A 15,050-nucleotide genomic window follows, 5' to 3' on the forward strand; every position below is an offset into this window, starting at 1 on the left:
GGCCCGCGCGCCGGAGGTCGCGACCGGGGCGTCGATGGCTGACCGCCCTGCGGTGTGCCTGGACGACTTCGCCGAGGCGGCGCGGGCGGTGGTGCCGCCGGACGCCTGGGAGTACGTCGACGGGGGCAGCGGGACCGAGACCACGCTGGCCGCCAACCGGGCCGCCCTCGACCGGATCGCCGTGCTGCCCCGGGTGTTGACCGGCGTGGACTCGCCCCGCACCGACGCCCCGCTGCTCGGCCGCCGGCAGGCGATGCCGGTGGCGGTCGCGCCGATGGCGTACCAGAAGCTGGTCCATCCGGACGGCGAGCCGGCTCTGGCGGCGGCGGCCCGCGCGGCCGGCGTGCCCTACGTGCTCAGCACGCTCAGCAGCACGCCGGTCGAGGAGGTCGCCGCCGTCGGCGGGGAGGTCTGGTTCCAGCTCTACTGGCTGCGCGACCGCAGCATGGTGACCGACCTGGTGGCGCGGGCGGCGGCGGCCGGCTGCACCGCCCTGGTGGTCACCGTCGACGTGCCGGTGCTCGGCCGGCGGCGGCGCGACCTGCGCAACGGCTTCGCGTTGCCGCCGCAGGTCACCGCGGCGCACCTGCCCGGCGGGCGGGACGACCTCGCCCATCAGGGCACCCCGGGGTCTCCGCCGTCGCCGCGCACACCGGCGCCGTCTTCGCGCCCGCGCTGAGCTGGTCCGACCTGGCCTGGCTGCGCGCGCATACCGGACTGCCGCTGCTGGTCAAGGGCATCCTCGACCCGCGCGACGCGGTCCTCGCCGCGGCGGCGGGGGCGGACGGCGTGATCGTCTCCAACCACGGCGGCCGGCAGCTCGACGGCGCGCCGGCCAGCGCCGAGATGCTGCCGGAGGTGGTCGCCGCGGTGGGGGAGCGCTGCGAGGTGCTGCTGGACAGCGGGGTACGCGGCGGCGTGGACGTGCTGCGGGCGCTGGCGCTCGGCGCGAACGGCGTGCTCGTCGGCCGGCCGATGCTCTGGGCGCTCGCGGCCGGCGGCCGGGCCGGGGCGCAGGAGGCGTTGGCGCTGCTCGCCGCCGAGGTGCGCGACGCGCTCACCCTGGCCGGCTGCGCCGACCCGGCCGCCGCCCGCGGGCTGCGCACCCGGATCGGCGGGCCCACGTGACGGCGGTGGACCTGGAGGTGGCGGCGCTGCACCCGGCCGTCGACGATCCGGCGTTGAACTCGATGAACTTCCTCAACGAGGTGGCGCAGCAGTATCCGGACGCGGTGTCGTTCGCCGCCGGCCGGCCGTACGAGGAGTACTTCTCCGTCGACGCGCTGCACCGGCACCTGGAGACGTTCCGCCGGCACCTCGCCGACGACCTCGGGCAGGGCCCGGAGCAGATCCGGCGGACCCTGCTCCAGTACGGCCGCACCAAGGGCATCGTGCACCACCTGATCGCCCGCCACCTCGCCGTCGACGAGCGGATCACCGTCGACCCGGAGAGCATCGTGGTCACCGTCGGCTGCCAGGAGGCGATGTTCCTGGTGCTGCGGGCGCTGCGGGCCGACCCCCGGGACGTGCTGCTCGCGGTCGCCCCCACGTACGTCGGGCTCACCGGCGCGGCCCGCCTGGTCGACCTGCCGGTACGCCCGGTGACCGGCGGACCGGCCGGGATCGACCTGGCCGACCTGCGCGCCCAGCTGCACCGGGCCCGGGCCGAAGGGCTGCGCCCACGCGCCTGCTACCTGATGCCCGACTTCGCCAACCCGTCCGGCGTCAGCATGGACCTGGACCGGCGTCGCCGGCTGCTCGACCTCGCCGCCGAGGAGGAGTTGCTGCTGATCGAGGACAACCCGTACGGGCTCTTCCCGGCCGGGGACGCCGACCGGCTGCCCACCCTCAAGGCGCTGGACACCCGGCGGCGGGTGGTCCACCTCGGGTCGTTCGCCAAGACCGTGCTGCCCGGGGCCCGGGTCGGCTACGTGGTCGCCGACCAGCGGGTGTCCGGCTCCGACGGGGCCGTCGGCCCGCTCGCCGACCAGCTCGCCAAGATCAAGAGCATGGTCACCGTGAACACCTCGCCGATCGCCCAGGCGGTGATCGGCGGCGCGCTGCTGGCGTACGACTGCTCCCTGGTCGCGGCGAACGTGCGGGAACGCGCCGCGTACGCGCGCAACCTGCGGCACCTGCTCGACGGGTTGGCCCGGCGCTTCCCGGCCGGCGGCCCGGTGCGCTGGAACGCGCCCGCCGGCGGGTTCTTCGTGGTGCTCACCGTGCCGTTCGGCGTCGACGACGCGCTGCTGCACCGCTCGGCCCGCGAGTACGGCGTGCTCTGGACCCCGATGGCGCACTTCTATGCCGACGGGGCCCCGGTCGAGGCGCTGCGGCTCTCGGTCAGCGCGGTCACCCCGGCCCAGATCGAGGTCGGACTGGACCGGCTCGCCGCCCTGGTCACCGACGAGCTCGCCGCCCGGGCCGGGTCGGGCTGACGCCACAGTGTCGCCGTTGCGCCACCACCCGTGTTCCCGCTCGGCATCGGACCGTAGATAATGGACCGATGGTTGCCTGGGAGTACGCGTTGCTGGTCCGTCGCTATCAGGGGCAGGGCCGCAATTTCCACGTGTCGTTCGTCTGGTACGGCCCCGACGGGTCCCGCACCGACATCACTCCGTACGGCGACACCGCGATCGCCCACCTCAACCGGGCCGGCCGGGACGGCTGGGAACTCGTCTCGGCCGCCGAGGACGTGAACAACGTCCAGGGCAGCACCGAGGTGCACCGCTACCACCTCAAGCGCCCGCTCAAGGGCTGACCGGCTAGCGTTCCTCCCACGGCCGGCACCCGGCCGCCCGACCAGGGGAGGGTTCGTGAGCCGGTACGTCGTCGGGGTCGACCTCGGCACCCTCTCCGGCCGCGCCGTGGTGGTCGACGTCGCCGACGGCACCGAGCGCGGCGCGGCGGTCCACCCGTACCGGCACGGGGTGCTCACCGAGCGGCTGCCGGACGGGGCGCCGCTGCCCCCGCAGTGGGCGCTGCAGGACCCCGCCGACCATCGCGAAGTGCTGCGCACCGCCGTGCCCGCCGCCGTACGGGCCGCCGGGATCGACCCGGCCGACGTGATCGGTATCGGTCTGGACGCCACCTCCTGCACCGTGCTGCCCACCCTCGCCGACGGCACCCCGCTGGCCGAGCTGCCCGCGCTGCGCGGCCGGCCGCACGCCTGGCCGAAGCTCTGGAAGCACCACGCCGACCAGCCGCACGCGGACCGGATCAACGCCCTCGCCCGGGAGCGCGCCGAGCCCTGGCTGGCCCGGTACGGCGGCCGGGTCTCCGCCGAGTGGCAGCTCGCCAAGGCTCTCGCCGTGCTCACCGAGGACCCCGAGGTGTTCCACCGCGCCGACCGGTGGATCGAGACCGCGGACTGGCTGGTCTGGCAGCTCTGCGGCCGGGAGACCCGCAACGCCTCGGCCGCCGGCTTCAAGGGGCTGCGGCAGGACGGCCACTACCCGAGCCGCGACTTCCTGGCCGCCCTGCACCCCAGGCTGCCCGAGCTGCTGGCGAAGGTCGACGGGCCACTCGCGCCACCGGCCGCCCGGGCCGGTGACCTGACCGGGCCGCCGCCCGGTGGACCGGCCTGCCGGTCGGCACCGCGGTGGCGGTCGGGGCCATCGACGCGCACGTCACCGCCGCGGCCGCCCGCGCGGTCCGGCCCGGCCGGATGCTGGCGGTGCTCGGCACCTCCACCTGCCTGATCATGAACTCCGACACCTGCCACGAGGTGCCCGGGCTGTGCGGGGTGGTCGAGGACGGGGTCACCGCCGGCCACTGGGGCCACGAGGCCGGGCAGAGCGGCGTCGGCGACATCTTCGCCTGGTACGTCGACCGCGCCCTGCCCGCCTCCTACGCGCAGGAGGCCCGCCGCCGGGGCGTGTCCCCGTACGCGCTGCTCGACGCGCTCGCCGCCGACCAACCCGTGGGCGGGCACGGGCTGCTCGCGCTGGACTGGCACAGCGGCAACCGGTCGGTGCTGATGGACCACGAACTCAGCGGCGTGCTGGTCGGGCTCACCCTGGCCACCCGCCCCGAGGAGATCTGGCGGGCGCTGCTGGAGGCGACCGCGTTCGGGGCGCGGACGGTCGTCGAGGCGTTCACCTCGGCCGGCGTACCGGTGGACGAGCTGACCGCCGCCGGGGGACTGACCGGCAACCGACTGCTGCTGCGCACCTACGCCGACGTGCTGCGCCGGCCGCTGCACGTGCTCGACACCGACCACCCGGCGGCGCTCGGCGCGGCCGTCCACGCGGCGGTGGCCGCCGGGGCGTACCCGGACGTGCCGACCGCGTCCGACGCGATGGGTGCCCCGCACCGTGAGACCTGGCGCCCCGATCCCGCCCGCGCCGCTGCCTACGACGACCTGTACGCCGAGTACCGCGCCCTGCACGACCACTTCGGCCGCGGCGGCACCGACGTCCTGCACCGCCTCCACGCCCTCCGCACCCGCCCCCACCCCACCCCCTGACCCCGCCCGTCCCCTGCCCCCCGTCCCGCCCCGCTCCCAGCCCGACGATCATGGAGGTGTGGTGGTGGACGAAAGCCCCGAAGGCCGCCTTCCGGGCGCCACGACTCCATGATCGGCGGGCTGGGAGCGGGGCGGGCGGGATGCGTGACGCCCCGCCGGGCCGGGGCCGGGCGGGGCGTCGGGTGGAGCGGGGCGGGTGTCAGCCGAGGTCGACGGCGGGGTAGAGGGGGAAGGGGGCCAGGAGGTCGCTGGCCTGCTTGCTGACCTGGTCGGCCAGGGCGGGGTCGAGCACGTACTTGGCCTTCGACTCGCCGGAGGCGGTCTGGCTGAGCACGGTGTGGATCAGCTCGGCGGTGGCGTCCATCTCGGCGGTGCCGAGGCCCCGGGTGGTCAGCGCCGGGGTGCCGATCCGGATGCCCGAGGTGTACCAGGCGCCGTTCGGGTCCTGCGGGACCGCGTTGCGGTTGGTGACGATGCCCGAGTCCAGCAGCGCCTGCTCGGCCTGCCGGCCGGTCAGGCCGTAGCCGGAGACGTCGATGAGCACCAGGTGGTTGTCGGTGCCGCCGGTGACCAGCTTCGCGCCCCGCCGGGTCAGCCCCTCGGCGAGGGCCTGGGCGTTGTCGACGATCCGCTGGGCGTAGTCGGCGAAGTCGGGACGGCGCGCCTCGGCCAGCGCGACGGCCTTGGCGGCCATCACGTGCGGCAGCGGGCCGCCGAGCACCATCGGGCAGCCCCGGTCGACCTGGTCGGCCAGCTCCGGGCCGCAGAGCACCATGCCGCCGCGCGGACCGCGCAGCGACTTGTGGGTGGTGGTGGTGACGATGTGCGCGTGCGGCACCGGGTCGAAGTCGCCGGTGAAGACCTTGCCCGCGACCAGGCCGGCGAAGTGGGCCATGTCGACCATGAAGGTCGCGCCGACCTCGTCGGCGATCTCCCGCATGATCCGGAAGTTCACCTTCCGGGGGTACGCCGAGTAGCCGGCCACCAGGATCAGCGGCTTGAACTCGCGCGCCGCCGCGGCGACCTTGTCGTAGTCGATCAGGCCGGTGGCCGGGTCGGTGCCGTAGCTGCGCTGGTCGAACATCTTGCCGGAGATGTTCGGCCGGAAGCCGTGGGTGAGGTGACCGCCCGCGTCCAGCGACATGCCGAGCATCCGCTGGTCGCCCAGCTGGCGGCGCAGCGCGAACCAGTCCGCCTCGGTGAGGTCGTTGACCTGGCGGGCCTGCGCCTTCTTCAGCGCCGGGGCCTCCACCCGGTCGGCCAGGATCGCCCAGAACGCCACCAGGTTGGCGTCGATGCCGGAGTGCGGCTGGACGTACGCGTGGGCGGCGCCGAACAGCTCCTTCGCGTGCTCGGCGGCGAGCGCCTCGACGGTGTCCACGTTCTGGCAGCCGGCGTAGAAGCGCCGGCCGACGGTGCCCTCGGCGTACTTGTCGCTGAACCAGTTGCCCATGGCCAGCAGGGTGGCCGGGGAGGCGTAGTTCTCACTGGCGATGAGCTTCAACGACTCGCGCTGGTCGGCCAGCTCCGCGCCGATGGCGTCGGCCACCCGCGGCTCGACGGCGCGGATCACCTCCAGCGCGCTGCGGAAGGCGGTGGATTCGGCGTTCAGCGACGACATGCGTGCGACCTCCTGGTGACGTACGGAAGGCCCAGGCGCTCGGCGTGCGTCCTCATGACGGGACCGCTTCCCGATGGTTGTCCATCTTCACGCGCCAGTCACGGCCCGCGCCGATCCTACCGGGTTGCCCGGCGGTGGCCCGGCGCACCTCCGCCCGAGCCCGGCGGGTCGCCGGTCCGTGATCGGGCGGACCGCGGCGGGGCACCCCACCCGCAGGGGCCGTCGCATCCACCGCAACGGCGAACGCGGTCCCGGGGAGAGGAGACCCGACGATGAGTACGGCTTCCACCGGACGGCCGCTCGCCGTCGTGACCGGCGCGTCCAGCGGCATCGGCCACGAGCTGGCCGGCCAGTTCGCCGAGCACGGGTACGACCTGGTCGTCGCCGCCGAGGACGAGGGCATCACCGCGGCGGCCGGGAACCTGCGCCGGGACAACGGCCCCGAGGTGCGTCCGGCCCGCGTCGACCTGGCCACGTACGACGGCGTAAAGGAGCTCGTGGCGGCGGTGCTGGCGACCGGCCGCCCGGTCGACGCGCTGGCGCTCAACGCGCCGAGAAGAAGGACGACCCGCGTACGGTCGCCGAGCAGGGCTTCGCGGCGCTGATGAAGGGCGACCAGACGGTGACCGCGGGTTCGGGGTCGTACTCCGGGATTGCCGAGCCCCCGTCGCGCCCCTGCCGCGACGGGGGCCGCTCCCATAGGATCTTGCGAATGGACCAGGGGGACGACGGGGAACTGCTCGCCATCAGCGACCTGCACGTGGGGCACGCCGACAACCGCGCGGTCGTCGAGGGGCTGCGACCTCGGTCGCCCCGGGACTGGCTGCTCGTGGCCGGTGACGTCGGCGAGACGGTGGCGCAGGTGGAGTGGGCCCTCGGCCTGCTGGCCGCGCGGTTCGCCCGGGTGGTCTGGGCGCCCGGCAACCACGAGCTGTGGACCCCGCCCGCCGATCCGGTGCAGCTGCGCGGGGTCGAGCGCTACCAGCACCTGGTCGCCGTCTGCCGTCGGCTGGGCGTGGTGACGCCGGAGGATCCGTACCCGGTGTGGGAAGGGCCGGGCGGCCCGGCGCTGGTGGCGCCGCTGTTCCTGCTGTACGACCACAGTTGGCGCCCGGAAGGGCTGGACACCCCGGAGGCGGCGCTGGCCGAGGCGTACCGGACGGGGGTGGTCTGCACCGACGAGCACCTGCTGCACCCCGACCCGTACCCGAGCCGGACGGCCTGGTGCGCGGACCGGGTGGCGACGACGGCGGCCCGGCTCGCCGACCGCGACCCGGCGCTGCCGACGGTGCTGGTCAACCACTACCCGCTGGTGCGCGAACCGACCCGGATCCTGCGCTATCCGATCTTCGCCCAGTGGTGCGGCACGGAGGCCACCGCGGACTGGCACCGTCGGTTCGACGCCGCCGCGGTGGTCTACGGCCACCTGCACATCCCGCGCACCACCTGGCACGACGGGGTCCGCTTCGAGGAGGTGTCGGTGGGCTACCCGCGGGAGTGGAAGCAGCGGTCGAGGCCGCCCGGCGTCCTGCGGCGGATCCTGCCCGAGCCGGAGGGAACCCCGCCGACGGCCTGGTGACGACGACGGGGCCCGACCGCCGCCGGTCGGGCCCCGTCACACGTCGACGCGCCGCTCAGGCGGTGGCGGCGTCGAGCTGGCTCTTGCGGGCCTTCGGGTCGTCCGGGGTGCGCGGCGCGTCGGGGCGCCGGTCGAGCATCCGCTGGCCGATCTCCTGGAGTTGGTTGCGGCCGAGCGCCTCCCGCACCTTGGGGAACCACTCCTGCTCCTCCTCCTCGACGTGGTGCTCGACGTTCTCGATCAGCACCGTGGTCTTGGCGACGAAGCGCGCGTCGGAGGCGTCCATGGCGGCCAGCTCGGCGCAGAGCAGGTCGGCCACGTGGTGCTCCTCGTACGACTCGAGGATGTCGTCCTCCAGGTCGGGCAGGAGCTTGCGGATCTCCGGGTACATCACCTCGTTCTCCAGGTAGGTGTGCACCGTGAGGGCCTCGAGGATCTGCGTCACCAGCTCCTGCCGCCGTTCGGCCGGCCCGTCGGAGGCCTTCTCGAACTCCCGGAACAGGCGGCGCATCTCCTTGTGGTCCTCTTTGAGCAGGACGATCGCGTCGGTGGACACCGGTACCTCCTAGAACGTGGCTGGTCGGTGTCCCCCTACCCCGGGGGTGAGCTGGAAAAACGGGTGGGGCCCGGCGACCGGCGCCGGGCCCCACCACGGGTGTGCGGTACTGGCTACTTCACCACGTTGTACGCGTCGACGATGCCGGCACCGTAGAAGCCGTTACGCGCCCCGCCGGAGCAGGTCGCGTCGTAGGCGTGCGGGCCGCTCGGGCTGAGCGGCGCCGGGTTGTAGACGCCCTCCGGGCAGGACTGCGCCACCGACGTACGCTCCAGGAACGACGCCAGCTGGCCCGGGGTCATCCCCGGGTGCGCCGACAACGCCAGCGCCGCGACGCCGGTGGCGTGCGGGCCGGACATCGAGGTGCCCTGCTTGTAGCCCCACCCGTTGGTCCGGGTGACGGTGTTGAAGGTCGTCGACAGGATGCCGTCGGTGACGGTCGACTTCGCGCCCTGCGTGCGGAACCGGGTGTCGCCACCCGGGGCCGTCACGTCGATGACGCCCTGGCCGTACGAGGAGTAGTAGCTCTTCGCGCCGGTCGGGCCGACCGCCGAGACGGTCACCACGCCCGGAGCCTCCGCGGGGAGGTCCAGGCAGGCGTTGGTGAGGTTCTCCCGGGTCTCCGGCGTCCCGTTGTCCGGGCTGCCGGTGTCGGTGAGCTTGTGCGCCAGGTCGTAGTTCGAGTTGCCGGCGGACGCCACGTTGAGCACGCCCTGGCTGTTCGAGTAACGGATGGCGCGCTGCACGGCCTGCCACACCGGACGCTGGCGGGCGTCGTTGCGGCAGTTCAGCTCCCACGGGTCGATGTAGTAGCTGTTGTTGGTCACCTGCATGCCGTGCGTGGCGGCCCACATGAACCCGCAGACCGCGGCCTCCGGGTAGATGTAGCCGTCGTCGTTGACCACCTTGACGGCGGCGACCTTGACGCCCGGCGCGATGCCGGTCACGCCGACGCCGTTGACGGCGGCTGCGATGGTGCCGGCGACGTGGGTGCCGTGGTCGCTGGTGGTCGGGTTCCAGGCCACCTCGGTGGTGTCGGTGACACCGCCGATGCAGGACGTGGACTTGTCCTTGGCGATCTGGGTGGCGAGGTCGGGGTGGCTGCTGGAGATGCCGCTGTCCAGCACGCCGACGACCACGTTCGGGCTGCCGTTGGTCACCGCGTGGGCCTGCGGGACGTGGATCATGTCCATGTCCCACTGCTGGCCGTAGAGCGGTTCCTTGGTCGGGTCGCCGGTGGCGTTGGCGACGTCGGCCGCGGAGACCTCGACGGTCTCACCCTCGTCCAGGGCGGTGCCCAGCCCGGCGGTGGACGCGACCGAGTCGACGCCCGCCCCCGCCACCTGGGTGACGAAGTCCGGGTTGGTCGACCGGACGACGAGCACGCCGATCTGGTCGTAGCTGGCCACCACGGTGCCCTTGGCGGCCGCCACCCGGGCGGCGGCCTTTGCGGTGTTGGCGCCCTGCGGGGCGAGGACCAGGAACGTGGTGTCCGGTCCGGTGGCCGCCGCCGGTGCCAGTCCGCCGGTGACGGCGAGACCGACGCCGAGCGTCACGGCGGACGCGGCGGCCAGTGTCTTGCGACGGAGGTTCTTCACACAGACTCCCAGGGGGCCGTTCCGGCCGGTCGCACTCCCTGGCGGGGAGCGGTCCGGCGGGAAACGAGCAGGCTGCCCGCTTCCGAGGGTTCAGCGTAGGGAGGCGGTGTGGTGTTACACACACCCGAACGGACGAACAACAACCGTCAGACGGTGGCCAGCGTGTGGGGTATCTCGTCCAGCAGCTCACGGGCCAGGAAGCCGATGCGGCCGTACCGGGGGACCAGCCGTTGGCCGCTGACCGCGTGGGCGAACGCCGCCCAGCACGCCGCCTGTGCCGGCTCGGCGCCCCGGGAGAGCAGCCCGGCCAGCAGCCCGGCGCGGACGTCGCCGCTGCCGGAGGTGCCCAGCCCGGCGTCGCCGCTCTCCTCCCGCCAGCCCTGCCCGTCGGGGGTGGCGATGTGGCCGTACAGGGAGACCACCGCGTCGTAGCGGCGGGCCAGCTCGGCCGCCTCGGCGTCCAGGTCGTCGCCGAGGTCGCGGTCGAGCAGGTGCCGCGCCTCGGTCAGGTTGGGGGTGAGCACCGCGCGTCGGCCCGAGCCGACCAGCAGGTCCGGGGCGTGGCTGAGCGCGCCGAGGGCGTACGCGTCGAGCACCAGCGACGTCTCCGGCCCGGCCGCGTCCAGCACCAGGTCCAGCAGTTCCCGGGTGGTGTCGATGTCGTTGAGGCCGGGGCCGACGGCGACCACGTCGGCGTCGGCCAGCAGGTCGGTGAGCAGGTCGGCGGACCCGCGTACGGCGCCGTCGCGGGTCTCCGGCAGGCCGACCACCAGCGCCTCGGGGACCTGGATGCTCAGCGCGGCGGCGGTCGACTCGGCGGCGGCCAGTTGCAGCACCCCGGCGCCGGCGCGCAGCGCGGCCACCCCGGCCAGCAGCACCGCCCCCGGGGTGAACCGGGAGCCGCCGACGACCAGCACGGTGCCCCGGTTCTCCTTGCCGCCGGTGGGCACCGGCAGCGCCCAGTCCCGCAGCAGGGCCGGGGTGATCACCCGGGTGTCAGACCGGTTCGGCATGGACCTCGTCCTCCCTGGTGGGCCGCGCGCCCTGCTGGTGCAGGTGGGCCACGTCGTTGAACATGTCCGGTCGCAGCCGGCCGTCGGCGTCCGCCGACCAGCCGGTCACCGAACAGTTGGCGATCACGTGCTCGCGGGTCAGGGCCATCAGGTCCGCCTCGGTGAGCCCTTCCGCCAGGTAGCGGAGCAGGAAGACCAGGGCGTCGTGACCGAACAGCAGCACCCGTCGGTCGGCGTGGTCGCGCCGCAGGTCGCCGAGGAGGGTACGCAGCCGCAGCGCCACGTCCGTCCAGGACTCCCCGCCCGGCGGCCGGTAGTAGAACTTGCCCAGCCGGTCCCGACGGTCTGCCTCTGCGGGGAAGCGTCGGCGTACCCCGTGGCCGGTCAGGCCGTCGAGGATGCCCAGCTCCCGGTCCCGCAGCCGCTCGTCCCGGCTGACCGGGATGCCGGTGCCGGTCAGGGCCAGCTCGGCCGTCTGCACCGCGCGCAGGTACGGCGACACCACCGCCACGTCCGGCCGGCGCCGCGGCGGCAGGTCGGCCAGCCAGCGGCCGGTGGCCCGGGCCTGCTCCTGTCCGGTCTCCGACAGCGGCACGTCGGCGTCCCGGTGGCTCAGGTCGATCAGCTCCGCGCCGGCCGCCTCGGCCGCGCTCGCCGCCACGTTCGCCGTGCTCTCGCCGTGCCGCACGATCCAGAGCGCCGCCAGTTCCGCCATGCGCCCCTCGGTACCCGGGGTGTCCCCCGGGTAACCGTGCCTTTCGCCGCCGTCGGGGGCGTGACGCCGGCCCGGGCGGGTAAGCGCCGTGCTCCACCGACACATGGGGAGGTGTGCCGTGGCCACGATGGTCAAGGAGCAGGCGAGCCCGGTCAAGGACAAGGACTACGACCTGATCCACGCGATCCAGCTCTCGCTGGAACACATCTACCGGATGGACACCTACATCGCCGACGCCGAGCGCAACGGCGACAGCGAGCTGGCCACCTGGTTCCGCAAGATCCAGGAGAACAACCGCAAGGCGGGTGAGCAGGGCAAGAAGATGCTCATGGACCGCATGCAGCGCAGCAACGGCTGAGCCGTACGCGGCGGCCGGGTGGGCGACCCGCCCACCCGGCTCCTGCCGGTCGCGACGACGGAGCGCTCATTCTCCGGCGCCGTCGGCCATCATGCGGTCCGCATCGAGGCACAGCAGGACGAAACTGACCAACTCGCGCATCTCCGGCGGGACGGGCGGGAACCGGATCCCCCACGGCGGAGGATCGGCAAGGAGTTGCCGCGCCGTCGGCGCGTCCGCGCCGAACGCCTCGAGCGCCTGTCCGCAGCGGCGCCGTGCCTCCTCGAACCGTCCCACCTCGATCAGGGTCACGGAGAGATTGACCAGCGCCTTCCCTTCCCGGTGCCGGTCACCGGTCTCGTGGTGGATCTCGGCGGCCCGGGTGTGGGCGTCGATCGCCTCCGCGAAGCGTTGCGCCGCGTGCAACGCCACACCGAGGTTGTACGTCGCCCGGCCCGCAAGGCCTCGTTCACCGGCCCGGCGGTAGGCGGCAACGGCCCGGGTGTGGGCGGCGACGGCCTCGTCGGCCCGCCCCGCCACCCGTAGGGCCGCGCCGAGTTCGGTCAGCGCCCTGCCCTCGTCGCGCGGGTCGTCGTCCTTGCTGAAGATGTCGACGGCTCGGGTGTGGGCGGTGACGGCCTCGTCGGTCCGCCCGGTGGCGCGCAGGGCCACGCCGAGGTGGTACAGCGCTCTGCCCTCGGTGTGCCGGTCGTCGGCCCGCCGGAGGAGGTCGACGGCTCGGGTGTGGGCGGCGATGGCCTCCTCGGTCCGCCCCGCGGCGGACAGGGCGGCACCGAGATTGTCGAGGGCTTGGCCTTCGCCGTGCTGGTCGTCGGTCTCCACGAAGAGGTCGACGGCTCGGGTGTGGGCGGTGACGGCCTCGTCGGCGCGTCCCGCGAGCACCAGGGCCAGGCCGAGGTTGCTCCGCGCGATGCCCTCGTCGTGCCGGTCGCCGGCCCGGCGGTAGATCTCGATTGCCCGCTCGTGGGCGGTGATCGCCTCGTCCGGGCGTCCCGCTCCGCGCAGGGCCAGGCCGAGGTTGTTCAGCGCGATGCCCTCGTCGTGTTCGTTACCGGTCGCCCGGATCAGGTCCACGGCCTGGGTGTGGGCGACGACCGCCTCCTCGGACCGCCTTGCCTCGTTCAGGGCGACGCCGAGGTGACTCAGCGCCATGCCTTCACCGTGCCGGTCACCGACCTGCTGGCAGAGGGTCCGGGCGGCGGTGGTGACGGTGAGCAGATCGGCAAGGTGCCGACGAAAGATCAAAAAGGACTGCAGGCCGGCGGCCAGGGCGACGCCGGAGAGGGCGTGCCCGGCCGTCGCCGCGCCGGTGCAGGCCGCGACCAGGTTGGCCCGCTCGGTCTCCAACCAGGCCAGGGCGTCCGTACGGGTGCGGAACCGGACGGTGACGGGCAGCGGCTGCATCTGCCCGCGGGCGGCGTAGGCGGTCTCGATCCGGTCCACGGTGCCGGCGGGCGGTGGGGACCGGTGGGCCGCGACGACGGAGGGCGGCTGCAGGTGCCCGACGGCGAGGTGGGTGGTCATGACGTAGTGGGTGAACAGACGATTGCGGGCGCCGTCGACCGTTGCCTCGGCGTCCGGCTGCCCCTCGGCGTGGAGGCGGACCAGGTCGTGTAGCCGCCATCGCCCCCAGACCTGCCCGGCGTCGACGAGGTGGGCCCGCGCCAGGTCCTGCAGCAGCGTCTCGGCCCGGTACCGGTCGATGTCGGCCAGGCAGGCGGCCGCGTCGGTGCTGACGTCCGGACCGGGATTGACCGAGAGCAACCGGAGCATGCGCGCCTGCTCGTCGCTCAGGTGCCGGTACGACAGGTCGAACACCGCCCGGACGCTCTCCGCGCGGGTCAGCCGGTCCAGCCGGGTGTGCGCGTCGCGGAGGGCGTCGGCCAGGGACGACAGGGGCCGGCTCGGAAGCTCCGCGAGGAGGGCTGCGGCGATCTGGAGGGCCAGTGGCAGGCCCCCGCACCGCTCGGCGATCGCCTCCGCGTCCGTCCGGCACCCGTGCTCCCGGTCCAGGGCGGCCGAGGCGCGGGGGTCGTCAGGGCGACGGGTGCGCAACACGCCGGCCAGCAGGAGCACCGACGTGTCCGTGTCCAGGACGTCCAGATCATGCAGCCGGGCATCGAGGTTCAGGGTGTGCCGGGAGGTGACCAGCGTGGCGGTGGCCCCGTCGCCGGGCAGCAGCGGGCGTACCTGCTCCTCGGTGGCGGCGTTGTCGATGATCAGCAGGATCCGCCGGCGCTGCGCCCCGAAGGCGGCCAGCACGCTGCGGAACAGTCGGCTACGGTCCTCGTCGTCGGCGGGAATGTGCTCGCCGGGCATGCCGAGGGCACCCAGCAGGTGACTCAGGGCGTCACCGGCGGTCCGGCGCCGCTGCGGGTCGTAGCCGAACATGTCGATGAAGAGCACCCCGCCGGGGAACAAGTCCTCAGCCAGGGCCCGGTGGGCGGTCTGCACGGTCAGTTCGGTCTTGCCGACCCCGGCCAGCCCCGCGACCGCGGCTCTGCCGCGCCCGCCGGGAGCCAGGCCCCGCAGCAGCTCCTCGACGTCGTCGTCGCGGCCGGTGAAGGCCGAACCGGCGGGCGGCAGGCCCTGCAGAGCCGGCTCGACGGTCGGGGGCAGGACCACCGTGATGTCCCGGCCCTGGATCACCGAGCTGAAGAAGATGGCGTTCTCGATCGTGTTCACCACGCCCGGCGCGTCGGTCATGCCGGCTCGCCCCGCCCCGGCGTTCCCTCCCCGCCGTCGTGCCGTCCGGCCGAGGGGGTCACGGTGATGTCCCGCCCCTGGATCGGCGCCCCGCCGAGGAAGGTGCCGCCACTGATGGTGTTGGTGACGGTGCCGCCCTCGGGGTGGGTCATGGTGCCGGCGGCAGGGGGACCACCGGTGGCAGTTCCGGAGACGGATCTGCGGGTCAGGACCGCGCTGTAGCCGGCGAGGGCCAGCGCCGCCACCCCGAGGAGGATGCCGAGTGGGGCGGCCCACCTGCTGGCCTCGTCCAGACCGATCGCGAAGAAGAAGGCGCTGGTGGCGGCCAGTGCCAGCGCCCCCACGACGGTCGTCACCAGTCCTGCGGTCCATACGCCACGCCGGGTCATCGGTCCATTATTGATGGTGACCGCCATCGACTGGTGCCCGCACGGCC

The 15,050-nt window shown here is 74.0% G+C and carries 14 protein-coding genes, 1 pseudogene and 1 riboswitch; of the genes and pseudogenes, 8 read left to right on the forward strand and 7 right to left on the reverse strand.

The genetic code is table 11. From position 1 onward, the window contains the following. The first annotated feature begins 34 nt into the window (after positions 1-34). The 5 genes and pseudogenes from MRQ36_RS26170 to MRQ36_RS34125 all read left to right on the forward strand — a co-directional run bounded on the left by MRQ36_RS26170 (position 35) and on the right by MRQ36_RS34125 (position 4,468). Positions 35-1,128, forward strand: a pseudogene (locus MRQ36_RS26170) (alpha-hydroxy acid oxidase). Continuing rightward, a complete protein-coding gene (locus MRQ36_RS26175) occupies positions 1,071-2,438 on the forward strand; it encodes a PLP-dependent aminotransferase family protein (RefSeq protein WP_374251201.1) in 1,368 nt (455 codons plus the stop codon). The pseudogene MRQ36_RS26170 and the gene MRQ36_RS26175 overlap by 58 nt, the downstream one beginning before the upstream one ends. Before the next feature lie 68 nt (positions 2,439-2,506). Then, positions 2,507-2,761, forward strand: coding sequence for a hypothetical protein (locus MRQ36_RS26180; protein ID WP_242799388.1), 255 nt, complete (start codon positions 2,507-2,509; stop codon positions 2,759-2,761). Between the two features lie 55 nt (positions 2,762-2,816). Next, positions 2,817-3,701, forward strand: coding sequence for a hypothetical protein (locus tag MRQ36_RS34120; RefSeq protein ID WP_308194917.1), 885 nt, complete (start codon positions 2,817-2,819; stop codon positions 3,699-3,701). After that, the gene (locus MRQ36_RS34125) at positions 3,668-4,468 is read left to right on the forward strand and encodes an FGGY-family carbohydrate kinase (RefSeq protein WP_308194918.1); all 801 of its coding nucleotides are present in this window, start codon (positions 3,668-3,670) and stop codon (positions 4,466-4,468) included. The genes MRQ36_RS34120 and MRQ36_RS34125 overlap by 34 nt, the downstream gene beginning before the upstream one ends. Before the next feature lie 199 nt (positions 4,469-4,667). Here the strand turns inward: MRQ36_RS34125 and MRQ36_RS26190 are convergent, their stop codons facing one another. After that, a complete protein-coding gene (locus tag MRQ36_RS26190; protein WP_242799389.1) occupies positions 4,668-6,089 on the reverse strand; it encodes a glycine hydroxymethyltransferase in 1,422 nt (473 codons plus the stop codon). A 22-nt stretch (positions 6,090-6,111) separates the two neighbouring features. Further along, positions 6,112-6,201, reverse strand: a riboswitch (ZMP/ZTP riboswitch). A 160-nt stretch (positions 6,202-6,361) separates the two neighbouring features. Here MRQ36_RS26190 and MRQ36_RS26195 point away from each other — a divergent pair. Together MRQ36_RS26195 and MRQ36_RS26200 are read left to right on the forward strand one after the other, a co-directional pair. Beyond that, on the forward strand, positions 6,362-6,694 hold the full coding sequence (locus MRQ36_RS26195; RefSeq protein WP_242799390.1) for an SDR family NAD(P)-dependent oxidoreductase: 333 nt from the start codon (positions 6,362-6,364) through the stop codon (positions 6,692-6,694). 107 nt (positions 6,695-6,801) lie between these two features. Then, the gene (locus MRQ36_RS26200; RefSeq protein WP_242799391.1) at positions 6,802-7,668 is read left to right on the forward strand and encodes a metallophosphoesterase; all 867 of its coding nucleotides are present in this window, start codon (positions 6,802-6,804) and stop codon (positions 7,666-7,668) included. Positions 7,669-7,723: 55 nt separating this feature from the next. Here MRQ36_RS26200 and MRQ36_RS26205 read toward each other — a convergent pair whose 3' ends face one another. From MRQ36_RS26205 to MRQ36_RS26220, 4 genes are all read right to left on the reverse strand, one after another. After that, entirely contained in the window at positions 7,724-8,224 is a 501-nt protein-coding gene (locus MRQ36_RS26205; protein ID WP_242799392.1) for a hemerythrin domain-containing protein, read from the reverse strand. 113 nt (positions 8,225-8,337) lie between these two features. Next, positions 8,338-9,822, reverse strand: coding sequence for a S8 family serine peptidase (locus MRQ36_RS26210; RefSeq protein WP_242799393.1), 1,485 nt, complete (start codon positions 9,820-9,822; stop codon positions 8,338-8,340). Positions 9,823-9,968: 146 nt separating this feature from the next. After that, the gene (locus MRQ36_RS26215; protein WP_242799394.1) at positions 9,969-10,835 is read right to left on the reverse strand and encodes an NAD(P)H-hydrate dehydratase; all 867 of its coding nucleotides are present in this window, start codon (positions 10,833-10,835) and stop codon (positions 9,969-9,971) included. Continuing rightward, positions 10,819-11,550, reverse strand: a complete 732-nt coding sequence (locus tag MRQ36_RS26220; protein WP_242799395.1) for a histidine phosphatase family protein — start codon at positions 11,548-11,550, stop codon at positions 10,819-10,821. The genes MRQ36_RS26215 and MRQ36_RS26220 overlap by 17 nt, the downstream gene beginning before the upstream one ends. Positions 11,551-11,677: 127 nt before the next feature. Between MRQ36_RS26220 and MRQ36_RS26225 the strand changes: the two genes are divergently transcribed. Next, entirely contained in the window at positions 11,678-11,908 is a 231-nt protein-coding gene (locus MRQ36_RS26225) for a hypothetical protein (protein ID WP_242801399.1), read from the forward strand. Positions 11,909-11,974: 66 nt separating this feature from the next. Here the strand turns inward: MRQ36_RS26225 and MRQ36_RS26230 are convergent, their stop codons facing one another. Next, complete coding sequence (locus tag MRQ36_RS26230) at positions 11,975-14,614, reverse strand: tetratricopeptide repeat protein (protein WP_242799396.1); 2,640 nt, start codon at positions 14,612-14,614, stop codon at positions 11,975-11,977. After that, positions 14,611-14,970, reverse strand: coding sequence for a hypothetical protein (locus MRQ36_RS26235; protein ID WP_242799397.1), 360 nt, complete (start codon positions 14,968-14,970; stop codon positions 14,611-14,613). The genes MRQ36_RS26230 and MRQ36_RS26235 overlap by 4 nt, the downstream gene beginning before the upstream one ends. Positions 14,971-15,050: the final 80 nt, after the last annotated feature.

Origin of the sequence: Micromonospora sp. R77, from assembly GCF_022747945.1 — a bacterium.
Taxonomy (GTDB): domain Bacteria; phylum Actinomycetota; class Actinomycetes; order Mycobacteriales; family Micromonosporaceae; genus Micromonospora.